We start from the raw sequence: 13,749 nt of genomic DNA, 5'->3' as shown, positions 1-13,749 counted from the left end.
TCAGAAAATATCTCTTTGACCGGATACGTGCAACATTGGCTGCCGCTTTCTCCTAAGACTCGACAGGCTATGTTTTCTTTATTATAGGGAGGCTATTATTTTATATGGAACGCAATGACTTACGTAATATCGCTATTATTGCCCACGTCGATCATGGCAAGACCACTCTAGTTGATGCCATGCTCAAACAAAGCGGAGTTTTCCGTGCGAATGAGCATGTTGTCGAACGCGTTATGGATTCCAATGACCTTGAACGGGAACGCGGCATTACCATTTTATCGAAAAATACGGCGGTGATGTATCACAATACAAAAATTAATATTGTCGATACTCCGGGACACGCCGACTTCGGCGGCGAGGTGGAGCGGGTACTCAATATGGTCGATGGTGTTTTGCTGCTGGTCGATGCTTTTGAAGGTCCTATGCCGCAGACTAAATATGTTTTACGCAAAGCTCTGGAGCAAAAACTTAAACCAATTGTTGTAATCAACAAAATTGACCGCCCGGACGAGCGCGTGGAAGATGTCGAAGATGAAGTGCTCGAACTGTTCATTGAATTGGATGCCAATGATGAGCAGCTTGATTTCCCCGTAGTTTATGCAACCGCCCGCGAGGGAATTGCCAAAATGAATATGGCGGATGATGGTAATAACCTAAAACCGCTGTTCGAATGCATTGAAAAGACGATACCTGCCCCCAAGGGTGATATTGACGGGCCCTTACAGGTTATGATTACCACCCTTGATTATGATGACTATGTGGGGCGGATTGCTATTGGCCGGGTTGTACGGGGAAGGATTAGCAGCGGGCAAACTGTTACTCTCCTCAACGGCGAAAGCGAAAGCAAGGGAAGAATCGGCAAATTGTATATCTACGAAGGCTTAAAGCGTACCGAAGTCCAAGCGGCGGCTTTAGGCGATATTATTGCTATAATCGGACTTGAGTCTGTTAATATTGGCGATACGGTAGCCGACACGGAGCATCCGGAAGCTTTGCCGGCCATTCGCATTGACGAGCCGACACTGGCTATGACTTTTTCCGTAAATACCAGCCCGTTTGCCGGGCGGGAGGGGCAGTTTGTAACTTCGCGCCATTTGCGGGAACGGCTGTTTAGAGAAGCGGAAACCAATGTCAGTCTGCGCGTTAGTGAAACCGACAGCCCGGATGCCTTTGAGGTGGCAGGCCGCGGTGAACTGCATTTGTCAATTTTAATTGAGACAATGCGGCGTGAGGGCTATGAGCTGCAGATTGGCAAGCCGCAGGTAATTTATAAAGAAATTAACGGCAAACGCTGCGAACCAATGGAATTTTTGACAATTGATGTACCGCAGGAATTTATGGGGCCGGTTATGGAAGGCCTGGGTACCAGAAGGGCTGAACTTGTCAATATGGTCGAACTGGCCGGTTACTTGCGGATGGAATTCATTGTTCCGGCTCGCGGGTTGATTGGATTTAGGTCAGAGTTTTTGACCAACACCAAGGGAAATGGCATTATGCATCATGTTTTTCATGGTTATGTGCCCTATAAAGGCGATATTCCCGGCCGAACCCGGGGTGCGTTAGTTGCCTTTGAGCAGGGAGAAACCAGCGCTTATGGTATTAATAGTATCCAGGACCGGGGCATTATGTTTGTTGTACCCGGGCAGGCGGTATATGAAGGGATGATTATTGGGGAAAACGCCAGAGAACTGGATATGGATGTAAACCCCTGCAAGAAAAAACACGTAACCAATATGCGGGCCAGCGGTACGGATGAGGCGGTGCGGTTGACACCGCCGCGAATTTTAAGTTTGGAACAGGCGCTGGAATATATTAATGATGATGAAGCTGTAGAAGTTACGCCGAAAAGCATTCGTTTGCGCAAAAGAATTTTAGATCGGCATATCCGCGGCCGTGAACGTAAAAAAGAAGCGTAAGGCGACAAAATCCAATAAAGATTTCTTAATCAGGGGGTTAGTAGCGCTACACTGCTAGCGCTTAACCTCCTTTTTTCCTGCATCCTGCCGGTAACATCTTTATTTGGATGCTATATTGTTGTGAAAAAGGCCGATAATGGCAAAAAATTTGTCTTTTCTCTAGTAATAAAGTCCTAGTTAAACTAGGATATTTCGCCCTTTTTTCCAATAATACGAATTTTAATCTTATGTTGGCAGGAATTATTATAAACCTTGTCGAATAGCTCCTAAAAAATGGAGTGAATTATGAACTTTTTTGAGGAGGCGTTTACCAGTGGCGCTTGGGTTAATGGATAAATTAGCTAATTTTTTAATACCAATAGAGGAAGAGGCCGCGCCGGAAAAAACTGAAACGCTTGCTATGCAGGAAACGCCTGAACAGGAGCCTGAACGTCGCCCTAAATTAAAGGTACATAGTCAGCAATCAGGAAATCTTAAAGTTTTTGTTGATCTGCCGACCTCATTCGACGATGTACAGACCTATGCCGACTACCTTAAAGGAAATGTTGCTATTATTGTTAATTATCAACAGGTAGATATGGCTACGCAACAGCGGATGAGTGACTTTCTTAACGGAGTATCTTATGTTCTGGGCGGTACTGTACAGCGAGTGTCGGAAAGAGTTATACTCTATGCTTATTCCAGCATTGAGGTGGATAAAAAAATTTTTGCTTATTCAGTACCCACTTATGTACGGGTGAAAAATGAAATGCAATAAGAGGTTATTTATTGATTGAAAAGCGCTATTTATCTTATTAGATAAGTAGCGCTTTTTTTATTGATAATTAGTAGTCTTTTATCATATATTTCATTTAAAAAACTAATTGGGGAGGAATGGCCATGAAGGGATTTAGACATAAGATGGGTAAGTTTGGGTCGTTAGTTAGTTTGATGCTGCTTTGTACGATGCTTATACTGTTTGCCGTCAATCTTCCGGTATTTATGGGGTCAACTGCGGGCCGGATTTTTGCAGGTGCTTGGGCGGCTTTTGCCTTAGTGATCTTTGTGTCGCATTCGGCCTCTTTACTGGCAGGGCAGCGGCGGCAGAACGTATTAATGCCATTATTAGGTAAAAAAGATGCCCGCACCCGGAAGAATAACCGTCGGATGCGGGTGGTACATGGCTAACTTGCTACCTGTTATGATATCTTTTTTATTGCTTGAGTTAATACGTCAGATAAATTGTTTAATAAATTGTCCAAGTCGTCGCGCGTAATTACCAGCGGCGGTTGGAAAGCCATAACATTACGGTCAGGACCATTTTTGCCAATTAAGAAACCGCGATTTTTCATCTGTTCTAGAATAGTGTCAAGCTGAATTGCAGCCGGAGAATGGTCCGGATTGACCAGTTCTGCGCCTAGCATGAGGCCGTGACCGCGAATATCGCCAATGAGGGGAAATCTCTTTTGCAGTTCGGTCAGGCCGTGTTTTAGGTATTCACCCAGTTGAGCAGCACGGTCGGGTAAGTTATTTTTGGTGATTACGTCGAGCGTAGCTAAAGCGGCAGCCGAGGTTACCGGATTGCCGCCCAGTGTTGAAGCACCAGGGCGGGTATAAGTATCGGCAATTTCCGGCCGGGAAGTGAAAGCGCCGACAGGAACGCCGTTAGCGAGAGCTTTGGCCATGGTCATTATGTCAGGTTCCACACCATAATGCTCGATGGCAAACATTTTTCCTGTACGGCCAAAGCCAGTTTGGACTTCGTCAATGATCAGTAAAATATGATAGTTATCAAGGATTTCTTTTATTCGTTTGAAGTACCCGGGAGGCGGGGTAATGATGCCGCCATTGCCCTGAATGGGTTCGGCGATAAAAGCAGCTACCTGCCCCGAGGTACCTGTTTTTATGATGGTTTCAACTTCATTGGCACAAGCCAGATCACACTCAGGATACCGCTTGTCGCAAGGGCAGCGATAGCAGTAGGCATTGGGAGCGAAACTAATACCGCCTACCGGGCTGGTATCTGTCCGCCACATTGACAGGCCGGTCAGGCTCATAGTCAGCTTTGTGCGGCCGTGAAGGCCTTGTCGCAAGCTGATAAATTCCTGCTTGCCGGTGTAAATGGAAGCGAGTAAGGCGGCGCCTTCATTGGCTTCGGTGCCGCTGGCACAAAAAAATGTTTTTTGCAGGCGGCCGGGAGTAAGCTGAGCGAGACGTTCTGCCAGATTTACAATGTTTTCCGTGAGATAGATGGTGCAGGTATGCTGTAAGGTAGTAACTTGGTTACAGATCGCTTTGGTGATTTCGGGATGGCAATGTCCGCAATTAACGACTGACACACCGGCAAAACAATCGAGATACTGTTTGCCGGTATGATCATAAAGATACTGCATTTCGCCCTTGACTAACTGCATCGGTTCTTCATAAAAGTGGTACACACAGGGAATGATGTACTCGTGCTTTTTTTTAAGGATTTCTTTCGGGCCAATATATTGACTGCTTTCCAGGTTGTTCATACACTCACCTCTGAATTGGAATCATGATAATGTTTATTATTACCGTCTAGCGGGAAATCCGGTAGCGGAAAGCACCGATGCCGAGCGGCCGCGGGCTGGCGGCAGCCAGTTTATCTGCCCGCGTTTTGTCATACGTATAGCCGTCATTCCGGAAAATCTTGTCGAGTTCTGTTCGGTAGAGCGCCGTGGCTGAGCCGACAAGCTCCGGCGGATAATGCTGTCCTTCAATCCGGAAGTGGCGGACGCCTGCATTCATCAGAGCGGGCAGATGGGGGAGCAGGCATAAATCTTTGGCAAATAAAATATGGTTACGGCAATATTGGTCAATTTTAATGTCGTGGCGTTCACCGGCGCTGTCTACAAGCGAGTACTGCTTATCTAAACAAACATGCCGGCAGGGATACGCCGCCGTTTTTTCCAGAACTGCCGCAGGAACACAATGGTCAAGTACCATGGCTTCCAGGGCGCCGTGGACGATCAATTCTAACGGTAAAGAACTGTTGTGTGCCAGTTCCGCAATTTGCTCATAAGTGGCTTCCAGGGAGATTGTAGCCTTGCAGGCGCCATTGTCTTTCAGCCAGGCGGCAGTCAGATGGTTAAACAGATTAAAAGAAAAGTCAGTCTGAATGGGCAGTGTTAGGGTATTCTGTGCCAAACGCAGCATACCGCTGTTGGCAACCATGATGCCATGCGGTTTTATGGTTTTCAGATCTTTGAACAACTGTTCGGCTTCGCCTAATTCGCGTTCCATGGTAACACGGGGTGTGGTCACAATGACTTGCGCCTTATAGGTATCCGCGAGGTCGACAGCGGCTTTAAGGTCTTGTAACGTCCAGGGTTTATTGGGCTTAAAGGCTTCGCCGCCAATATAGGCGACATTGGCCCCATTCTGTAATGCGCTGGCTAGAGCGTCAAGACAAGCCACCCGGACAGCCAAAACAGGGCGTTCTGTCAAGGGCCGTTTCGCTGGCGCAGGCAGCGAAACAGTGGCCCCCAGTCCGGCTTCCTTAACCGCTTGGCTGAAAAAGCGCGGCTCGCGTTCGCCGCTATAGCCGATTGAGCTGGCACCGGGATTGCCGAGCGCATAACAGGTAGAGAAGTCACGGGAACGGTACTCGTAAAGTTCCTGCCAGTCTGCAGGATCAAAGGAATAACCGGTTGGATCGGCAATATAACGGTCAATGGCCCGGCGGTAAAGTTTTACAACCCGGCTGACAAAATCAGCCGTACGCATGCGGCCTTCTATCTTGAATGAGCATACGCCGGACTGAATTAATTGCGGCAGGGCGGTGTACATACACATATCTTTCATAGCCAGTTTATAAGGGCCGGGATCATGGGCGGCAACATTTTGTCCGGTTACGGTATCCACCAACTGATAAGGCCAGCGGCACGGCTTTAAGCACCGGCCACGGTTGGAGCTTTGTCCAAATACGATTCCCGAATGATAGCACTGGCCGCTGTGCGATACGCACATGTCGCCGTGAATGAAGTATTCCAGCTCAATACCGGTGCGTTCCCTGAGCAAGGCAAGCTGCGACAAGGTTAACTCACGGTTGGCTACTACCCGGGTAATGCCGTAATCCATCAGTGATTTGACCGAATGTTCATTATGCGTATTCATCATAACCGAGGCATGCAACGGCAGTGAAATTTTCATTTCCCGGGCAAGTTTTAAAATGGCTAAATCCTGGATAATCAGCGCATCAGGCTGAATTTGTTCCAATAGTTTGAGATACTCACGCATACCGGGAAGTTCCCGTTCACTGATCAGGTTATTGACAGTAACGTAGAGCCGGACATGGTGTTTATGGGCATAGGCAATGGCACGCGCCAATTTTTCATCATCAAAATTAGTATCGGTGCGGTGAAGACGCATATTAAAGCGCTTGCCGCCAAGGTATACGGCATCAGCCCCGGCGGCAATTGCGGCTTCCAGCACGTCCCAGGTGCCGACAGGGGCTAACAGTTCAACAGATTGCGGCGTTAACAGCATGTAGTTCACTCCATATGTCAAAAGATATTATTCGAAAACTTCGGCAGCCTTTGTTAGTAATGCTGGCGGCAGTTCAATGCCGAGATTAGCGGCAACAAAAGCGTTAAGCTGAATTTCCGGATTGTCGACGATACCGACGGGGATGTCGCCGGGTAAGCTGCCGGCAAGAATTTGTCTTGCCTTAGCGGCACAGGCATGCCCGAGGGCATAATGGTTGGCTACCAATGCACCTAATGCACCTAACGGAACATTGGGCGCATGCGAGGTTATGATCGGCAGGTTGACTGTTTCGGCATAATAGGCCACACTGGCAAAATTTTCTTCCACAACGCGGCCAATGGGTAAAAACAGAACGTCAAGCGACGGGGTTAACCGGTCAGACAAAGTAGATAAATCTTCAGCTTTATTGATAGGCAGATCGACAAGGGTAAAAGTAGAACCGGCGGCCGCTTTAACATTATGAACTTCCAAAACAGCATTCGCGTCGGTGTTATGATATAAAATACCGACTGTTTTTGCAGAGGGAAGAAGTTCGTGGATAAAAGCTGTTTTGGCGGCGGCCGGCACCATTCCGGCTACCCCGGTGGCTTTGCCGCCCGGTTTTGCCATAGTCTGAGCCAGGCCAACGCTTACCGGATCAAATACCGGTGTAAAAACTACCGGAATATTTTCCGCTAGCTGTACAGCCGCCTGGGCCGCAGGGGTGGAACAGGCAAATATAAGTTCGACATTTTGTTTAGCTAAATTTTCGGCAAGCTGCGGTAAATCCTGCAATGCACCGTCAGCATTGCGGTAATGAAATTGGACAGACAGGCCTGTTTCAGTCAGTCCGGTTTTAAAGCCGCGTACTGCGTCGTCCAGGTTTTGTGTTAATTGTAAAATACCGATTTGATGCAAGCGGACAACACCTCTGGATTCTTATTTTCAAACAAACTTAAAGCAACATGAGCTTGTGCATCGTCCAAGGCTTGGCGCAAGCTATGTTTTTCTATTTTACAGTTTCCACATAGGCAGGATTAATACCTGCAATTAAAATTGTGAATTTCGTAAGCGTTCACATATCGGTGCAGTCGTGGTAAACTAAAGAATAAACATTTATACTGGAGGATATGTGAAATTTATGTTTGTCCATCTTCATAACCATACAGAGTATAGCCTGCTAGATGGAGCCGGACGAATTACCGACCTGGTTCGCCGGGCCAAAGAACTGGAAATGCCGGCTGTAGCGGTAACCGACCACGGTACTATGTATGGAATTATCGAATTTTATAAGGAAGCTAATAAGCAAGGGATTAAACCCATTATCGGCTGCGAGGTCTATGTTGCGCCCCGCTCGCGCTTTGATAAAGCGGCCGGCGAGGGGGAGTCCTATTATCATTTGGTTTTACTTGCCGCTAACGAGCAGGGATACCGGAATCTTATCGAATTGGTTTCCCGCGGGTTTAGTGAGGGATTTTACTATAAACCCCGGATTGACAAAGAAATATTGCGCAGTTACGCTGAGGGGATTATTGGCTTAAGTGCCTGCATTGCCGGTGAGATTCCCGCAGCTATTTTACGGGGAGATATTGACGGAGCTGAACGGCTGGCAAGTGAGTACCGGGAAATTTTCGGTGCGGATAATTTTTATATTGAGCTCCAGGATCATGGGATGCCGGAAGAGAAACAAGCCAATCGGCAGTTAGTAAAAATTGCGCAAAAACTGGGTTTGGGTCTTGTTGCCACCAATGACGCTCATTACATAGAAAGACGGGATGCCGAATGTCATGATGTTCTGCTGTGCATTCAAACCGGTAAGACAGTTGACGATCCGGGACGGATGAAGTTTCCCAGCGACGACTTTTACCTGAAAAGCTCAGCCGAGATGGCGGAACTTTTTGCGGAATATCCGGAAGCACTGGCCAATACGTGCAAGATCGCGGAACGCTGCAATGTTACTTTTGATTTCGGGAAGATTTATCTTCCTGATTTTCCTACACCTGACGGAATCAGCGATTTTGAGTATTTAACCCGGTTGTGCCAGGATGCGTTGCCGAAACGGTATCCGGCAACAACGCCGGCAGTGACAGAGCGTCTTAATTATGAACTTGACGTCATCAAAAAAATGGGTTATCCCAGCTATTTCCTGATTGTCTGGGATTTTGTCAACTATTCCCGGCGACAATCAATTCCTGTCGGACCCGGGCGTGGTTCGGCTGCAGGCAGTATTGTCGCCTATTTGTTGGGGATAACTAGTATTGATCCTCTTAAATACGGCCTGCTGTTTGAACGGTTTTTAAATCCGGAACGAGTGTCTATGCCTGATATTGATATTGACTTTTGCTATGAACGCCGCAGCAAAATTATTGAATATGTTGTAGAACGCTACGGCAGTGACCGGGTGGCACAGATTATCACCTTTGGTACCATGGCGGCAAGGGCGGCTATTCGCGATGTAGGACGGGCCCTAAACCTGCCTTATGGAGAAGTTGACCGAATTGCCAAACTGGTGCCCGCTGAGCTTGGTATTACATTACATAAGGCATTGGCCGCCAATCAGGAACTAAAAGGCCTGTATGATACCGATGATACAGTAAAAAAGCTCATTGATCTGGCTATGGCGGTCGAAGGTCTGCCTCGCCATGCGTCGACGCACGCGGCAGGAGTCGTGATTGCCCAAGAGCCGCTAACGCATTTTGTGCCGTTGCAGCTGTCAAGTGAGGGTTTTCTTACCACTCAATATGATAAAGACCGGATTGAAGAAATTGGTCTGTTAAAAATGGACCTTTTGGGACTCAGAACCTTGACGGTTATTGGCGATGCCATCGCGCTTATCAAAGAAAATCGGGGTGAAGAGCTTGATATAGAACATATTCCGCTTGATGACAGCAAAACCTGTGCCATGCTTTCCGTAGGTGACACATCAGGCGTATTTCAAATGGAATCAAGCGGCATGACTAATCTTGTGAAAGATCTCAGGCCGGAGCGGTTTGACGATTTGATCCCACTGGTGGCGCTTTACCGGCCGGGGCCGCTTGGCAGCGGCATGGTATCTGATTTTATCGCCGGCCGCCATGGAAAAAAGCAAGTGACCTACCTGCACCCGTTGCTTGAGCCTATTCTAAAAGATACTTTTGGCGTTATTTTATATCAGGAACAGGTTATGCAAATTGCTTCCGTATTGGCGGGTTTTACTTTAGGACAAGCCGATCTTTTGCGGCGGGCAATGGGCAAAAAAAAGCACGCCGTATTGGCCGCGCAGCGGGAAAACTTCTTAAAAGGGGCCGCCGAACGGGGAATTGATGCCAAATTGGCGCAAGATGTGTTCGAACTCATGACGCATTTTGCCGATTATGGTTTTAATAAATCCCACAGCGCCGCTTACGCTCTGGTCGCTTACCAGACTGCTTATCTCAAGGCGCACTACCCTCAGGAATTTTATGCCGCTTTGCTGACAAGCGTCATGGGAGCGAATGATAAGGTCGGCTATTATATTGAAGAATGCCGGCGGCGGGGGATTGACGTTTTACCGCCGGATATCAATGCCAGCGGCAAGGCTTTTTCTGTTGACCATGGAGCGATTCGCTTTGGCTTGGCCGGGGTAAAAAATGCCGGCGATAATGCCCTCGAAAGTATTATTGCCGCCCGGAAAAAAGGGGGGATTTTTACCTCGCTTGTTGACTTTTGCGCCCGGGTGGATATGCGGCTGGTTAATAAGCGGGTGATTGAGAGTTTGATTAAGTGTGGGGCCTTCGATTCACTCAAGGCCCGCCGGTCACAGTTGTTGGAAGTGCTGGAACAGGCGGTTGAAGTGGCTGCCTGCCGGCAAAAGGATGCGGCAAGCGGCCAATTAGGTCTGTTTGGTGAGGATACGCTGGAATGTGTGAATGACGTCGTGTTGCCCGATATACCCGAATTGCCGCAGGAACAACTTTTGGCATTGGAAAAGGAAATAACCGGCTTCTATGTAACCGGTCATCCGCTCGATCAATATCGGAGCAAACTTGCGACTTTGCCTGAATTGGCGAAATTGACAGAAGGGCAGTATAGCGACGGGCAGCCTATCCGGGTGGGGGGACTAATTGCCAATGCTAAGCGCATTAATACCAAAAATGGCAGTATGATGTGCTTTGTTACGCTTGAAGATTTTTCCGGGCAGGTAGAGGTTGTTGTATTTCCCCGGACTTTCGAAAAAACAGGCCGTCTCTTGGCTCCCGATTTACCGGTGATGGTTTACGGGCGTCTCAATATTCATGAAGAAGGGGCCAAAATTATGGCCGAGGAAATTGTTCCGCTTGGCAGCGCCGGCGCCGAAGTAAGAATTACGTTGCGTAAAGATCAGGAAACATCAGTTGTTTTAAACGGACTGAAAGAACTACTCAATAAATATACCGGTTCATCTGCGGTTTATCTGCATCTAATTGATAGCCGGCGGGTTATCAAAACCGAGCGGGATTTTTGGATTGAGCCGTCCCCGGCTGCGCTTGCGGCGATCGAAACCCTGCTGGGGAAAGGGACGGTTACTGTTGGTTAAGCACAAAAAGTGATAACATAGCCGCCCCCTCGCGGGCATATTGTTTAGCCGTAAGATAAGCATTGTCAGCCATAGGCGCCGCTGAACCGCTGGCTTCGATACCCAGCTGTCGGGCAAGTACTAAGGACCGTCTGATATGCGAGGCATTTGATACTATGACGGCGCTGCGAAACCCTCTTTCCCGCATAATTTCTTTGGAATTGAGTAAATTTTGATGTGTGTTGTAGGATTGATCTTCTAGGAGAATCTTTGCCGCTGGAATCCCCTTGGCAACCAAATAGTCGTGCATAACGCTTGCCTCCGTGGCGATTTCGTCAGCACCCTGAGCACCGCTGACGATAATTGCCCGTGCATAGCCCGCGGTATAGAGCCGTACTGCCTCATCCAATCGCAACCTGAGCATCGTGCTCGGTTGTTTGCCGATCAGCTTGGCTCCCAAAACAATGATGGTATCACTGGGGACCGGTTTTGTAAGCTGGCCGACAGCAATAATGGGAACCTCAACCACGGCTACAGTAATCATAACTAAGAATAATAGATATCGTCTTATTTTTTTACTTACGAGTAACTTCACTTGCTATTTGCCTCCAGGATGTTTGGATTGTTTATTCTATTATAGCACTTAGCTTTCTTGCCTGTGAGAGGATATGATACCGGTACGCCGGAAAAGTTTAAGAAAATTGTTATTGGATTTTATATAGTTTTACAAAAAATGTTGCAGTTTTCCAGTAAATAATATTAGAATAAGAAATGTTATAGTTTGTTACCATGCTTATCATTTACAACAGGAGGTACTACATGGAAATAATAGTCTGTGTCAAGCAAGTGCCTGACACCACCGAAGTTAAAATTGACCCTCAGACAAATACACTGATTCGTCAGGGCGTACCAAGTATTGTAAATCCTTTTGATAAAAATGCGTTGGAAGAAGCCTTGCAATTAAAAGAAAAGCACGGTGGTAGGGTAACCGTTATTTCAATGGGACCGCCACAAGCCCAAGAAGCGTTGAAAGAATGCCTCGCCATGGGAGCCGATGAAGCGATTTTAATGAGTGACCGCGCTTTTGGCGGCGCAGATACCTTGGCTACCAGTCGCACTCTGGCGGCAGGAATTAAGAAAATTGGCAACTTTGATGTAATTTTCTGTGGTAAACAGGCTATTGACGGCGATACTGCCCAGGTAGGGCCGGAGATTGCCGAACATTTGGATATTGCCCAAATTACCTATGTCTCTAAACTTACTATTGATGGTGATACTGTCAGGGCTGAACGTGAGCACGAAGAAGGTTATGAAGTCATCGAAACCAGGCTGCCGGTGCTCCTTAGTGTAGTCAAATCAATCAATGAACCACGTTATCCCAGTATCAAAGGACGGATGAAAGCCAACCGTAAAGAAATTCCCATCTGGACGGCAGATGATGCAGCGGTTGAGCCTGAACGTATTGGCCTTAAAGGCTCGCCTACCCAGGTGCGCCGCATCTTTACCCCCCAGCAGCGGGTTCAAGGTGAGATTATTCAGGAAGAAAACGCCCGTGAGGCGGTAACTCGTCTGCTTACTAAATTAAATCAGGCGAAAATTATTTGATAACAGGGGGAATGAAAGATGGCTGTAATTTTAGATAAAGAACAGTGTATTGGCTGTAGTGCCTGTGTCAGCGCCTGTCCGTTCGGTGCCATTGTCATGGAAGGGGATAAAGCCACCGTTACGGACGCTTGTACAGTATGCGGCGCCTGTATTGATGTGTGCGCTGTAACGGCTATTGCCCGTCCCGCCGCCGCAGAACCGGCGGTAGATCTAAGTGAATATAAGGGTGTTTGGGTATATGTTGAACAATTTCAGGGAAAAGCCCGCAATGTCGGCTATGAACTTCTGGGCGAAGGCCGCAAGCTGGCTGATGCTATGGGGCAGGAATTAGCAGCAATCCTAATTGGCGACAGTATAGAATCCTTGGCCGGGGGGATGTTTGCCAGTGGTGCCGATAAAGTTTATTTGCTAGAAGGCGAGGAATATAAACACTATAGCACAGATGCGTATACAAGGGCGATGACTGACTTGATTCATACCTATAAGCCTTCTGTTATCCTTATGGGGGCAACGAACGACGGACGCGACCTTGGCCCCCGGGTAGCCTGCCGTGTAGGAACGGGGCTAACCGCTGACTGCACCAATTTGGGCATTGATGAAGAGACCGGCCTTGTTGCCTGGACAAGACCGGCGTTCGGCGGCAATATTATGGCCACAATTCTCTGTCCTAACCATCGTCCGCAAATGGGGACGGTCAGGCCGAATGTATTCAAACGCCCGGAACCTGATAAATCCCGCCAGGGTGAGCTTATTCGTGTTGAAGGTAAGATTAAGGCGACAGATATTCGTACCAAGCTGGTTGAAATTTTAGCGCTAGCTGATACTGCCGCCTGCAATCTCGAGGAGGCTCAGTTTATTGTTGCCGGCGGCAGGGGAATGGGGAAACCGGAAAATTTTGAGCTTATTGAGGAATTGGCTGCTTTACTGGGCGGTGCGGTCGGTGCTTCCCGCGCAGCAGTTGACGCCGGCTGGAAACCGGCTATTCATCAGGTTGGCCAAACCGGTAAGACAGTAGCACCCAAGGTGTACATAGCCTGCGGGATCAGCGGCGCTATTCAGCATTTGGCCGGAATGTCGACTTCTGATGTTATTATTGCGATCAATAAGGACGCAGATGCCCCGATTTTTAAGTTTGCTGATTTTGGAATCGTTGGCGATGTTTTAGAAATATTGCCGGTGTTAATTGAAGAAATAAAAAAAATAAAGCAGGCTTGTTAGCAAATACAAAAATCCCGCGCACTGGAA

At 47.8% G+C, this 13,749-nt stretch carries 10 protein-coding genes; 6 read left to right on the top strand and 4 right to left on the bottom strand.

Going from position 1 to position 13,749, the window contains the following annotated elements; all coding sequences use genetic code 11:
* Positions 1-104: 104 nt before the first annotated feature.
* From typA to BLR65_RS08370, 3 genes are all read left to right on the top strand, one after another.
* Entirely contained in the window at positions 105-1,916 is a 1,812-nt protein-coding gene (gene typA / locus BLR65_RS08380) for a translational GTPase TypA (RefSeq protein WP_093793741.1), read from the top strand.
* 313 nt (positions 1,917-2,229) lie between these two features.
* Positions 2,230-2,673: a cell division protein SepF gene (locus BLR65_RS08375; protein ID WP_093793740.1), complete on the top strand. Its 444-nt coding sequence runs from the start codon at positions 2,230-2,232 to the stop codon at positions 2,671-2,673.
* 122 nt (positions 2,674-2,795) lie between these two features.
* Positions 2,796-3,083: a hypothetical protein gene (locus BLR65_RS08370; RefSeq protein WP_093793739.1), complete on the top strand. Its 288-nt coding sequence runs from the start codon at positions 2,796-2,798 to the stop codon at positions 3,081-3,083.
* Between the two features lie 11 nt (positions 3,084-3,094).
* On the opposite strand, the gene BLR65_RS08365 is transcribed toward BLR65_RS08370, so the two are convergent.
* Genes BLR65_RS08365 through BLR65_RS08355 form a run of 3 tightly spaced genes read right to left on the bottom strand, consistent with a single transcriptional unit; the run spans position 3,095 to position 7,304 of the window.
* Positions 3,095-4,411 (bottom strand): aspartate aminotransferase family protein, encoded by a 1,317-nt coding sequence (locus tag BLR65_RS08365; RefSeq protein WP_093793738.1) that lies wholly within the window; start codon positions 4,409-4,411, stop codon positions 3,095-3,097.
* A 46-nt stretch (positions 4,412-4,457) separates the two neighbouring features.
* Positions 4,458-6,407: a peptidase U32 family protein gene (locus tag BLR65_RS08360; protein ID WP_093793737.1), complete on the bottom strand. Its 1,950-nt coding sequence runs from the start codon at positions 6,405-6,407 to the stop codon at positions 4,458-4,460.
* Between the two features lie 27 nt (positions 6,408-6,434).
* Positions 6,435-7,304, bottom strand: a complete 870-nt coding sequence (locus BLR65_RS08355; protein ID WP_093793736.1) for an ABC transporter substrate-binding protein — start codon at positions 7,302-7,304, stop codon at positions 6,435-6,437.
* 223 nt (positions 7,305-7,527) lie between these two features.
* On the opposite strand from BLR65_RS08355, the gene BLR65_RS08350 reads away from it, so the two are divergent.
* Positions 7,528-10,920, top strand: coding sequence for a DNA polymerase III subunit alpha (locus tag BLR65_RS08350; RefSeq protein ID WP_093793825.1), 3,393 nt, complete (start codon positions 7,528-7,530; stop codon positions 10,918-10,920).
* On the opposite strand, the gene BLR65_RS08345 is transcribed toward BLR65_RS08350, so the two are convergent.
* Complete coding sequence (locus BLR65_RS08345; protein ID WP_245692614.1) at positions 10,907-11,494, bottom strand: YdcF family protein; 588 nt, start codon at positions 11,492-11,494, stop codon at positions 10,907-10,909. The genes BLR65_RS08350 and BLR65_RS08345 overlap by 14 nt on opposite strands.
* Before the next feature lie 224 nt (positions 11,495-11,718).
* Here BLR65_RS08345 and BLR65_RS08340 point away from each other — a divergent pair, with 224 nt between their 5' ends.
* Together BLR65_RS08340 and BLR65_RS08335 are read left to right on the top strand one after the other, a co-directional pair.
* On the top strand, positions 11,719-12,504 hold the full coding sequence (locus BLR65_RS08340; protein WP_093793735.1) for an electron transfer flavoprotein subunit beta/FixA family protein: 786 nt from the start codon (positions 11,719-11,721) through the stop codon (positions 12,502-12,504).
* An 18-nt stretch (positions 12,505-12,522) separates the two neighbouring features.
* Complete coding sequence (locus BLR65_RS08335; RefSeq protein WP_093793734.1) at positions 12,523-13,722, top strand: electron transfer flavoprotein subunit alpha; 1,200 nt, start codon at positions 12,523-12,525, stop codon at positions 13,720-13,722.
* Positions 13,723-13,749: the final 27 nt, after the last annotated feature.

This window comes from Sporomusa acidovorans (genome assembly GCF_900101845.1).
Lineage (GTDB): Bacteria > Bacillota > Negativicutes > Sporomusales > Sporomusaceae > Sporomusa > Sporomusa acidovorans.
The sequence above is the reverse complement of the archived record's forward strand: the minus strand, read 5'-3'. Positions and strand labels throughout refer to the sequence as shown.

Bases quoted from the DNA above. Each gene is read 5' to 3' on its own strand.
- BLR65_RS08370 (WP_093793739.1), top strand. From the start codon at position 2,796: ATGAAGGGATTTAGACATAAGATGGGTAAGTTTGGGTCGTTAGTTAGT.
- BLR65_RS08365 (WP_093793738.1), bottom strand. From the start codon at position 4,411: ATGAACAACCTGGAAAGCAGTCAATATATTGGCCCGAAAGAAATCCTT.
- BLR65_RS08335 (WP_093793734.1), top strand. From the start codon at position 12,523: ATGGCTGTAATTTTAGATAAAGAACAGTGTATTGGCTGTAGTGCCTGT.
- typA (WP_093793741.1), top strand. From the start codon at position 105: ATGGAACGCAATGACTTACGTAATATCGCTATTATTGCCCACGTCGAT.
- BLR65_RS08360 (WP_093793737.1), bottom strand. From the start codon at position 6,407: ATGCTGTTAACGCCGCAATCTGTTGAACTGTTAGCCCCTGTCGGCACC.
- BLR65_RS08350 (WP_093793825.1), top strand. From the start codon at position 7,528: ATGTTTGTCCATCTTCATAACCATACAGAGTATAGCCTGCTAGATGGA.
- BLR65_RS08340 (WP_093793735.1), top strand. From the start codon at position 11,719: ATGGAAATAATAGTCTGTGTCAAGCAAGTGCCTGACACCACCGAAGTT.